At 50.3% G+C, this 445-nt stretch carries 1 protein-coding gene and 1 rRNA gene; both read right to left on the bottom strand.

From position 1 onward, the window contains the following. On the bottom strand, window positions 1-270 hold a 270-nt coding region (locus tag F8N44_RS31820), incomplete at its 3' end, for a hypothetical protein (protein ID WP_224794793.1). A 39-nt stretch (window positions 271-309) separates the two neighbouring features. After that, a 5S ribosomal RNA gene (gene rrf / locus F8N44_RS19885) occupies window positions 310-425 on the bottom strand. Between the last annotated feature and the right edge of the window lie 20 nt (window positions 426-445).

Genomic DNA, 445 nt, shown 5'->3' with positions numbered 1-445 from the left:
GAAGACAAACAAGGCGCAGGCGATCAACCGCTTGTTGACCAGTCGCGTCTCTTTTTCGTGATCCTTGATCGGGATGGGTTCAGGCATTTCTACAGCAACTCTTTGACATAAATGAGTGCCGATCCGTGGGCATGACATCAGTCCGTTAAAAAACGAGCTGCACCATACCAAAAACTGCCCGGTCACTTCAGAAGGAATTTCCCCAATGGCCATTTCTTGCGACGGCTGGGACAGCGTTGTCCCGCGAAAAATTTCCTGCGGGCAAAACAAAACCCCAACTGCTTTCGCAATTGGGGTTTCGGAATTTAATCTTGACGATGACCTACTCTCACATGGGGAAACCCCACACTACCATCGGCGATGCATCGTTTCACTGCTGAGTTCGGGATGGGATCAGGTGGTTCCAACGCTCTATGGTCGTCAAGAAATTCGGGTACTGAGTCGT

The sequence above is a fragment of the Pseudomonas fluorescens genome, from assembly GCF_902497745.1.
GTDB classification, from domain to species: Bacteria; Pseudomonadota; Gammaproteobacteria; order Pseudomonadales; family Pseudomonadaceae; genus Aquipseudomonas; species Aquipseudomonas fluorescens_BM.
This window is presented reverse-complemented; position numbering and strand designations above follow the sequence as displayed.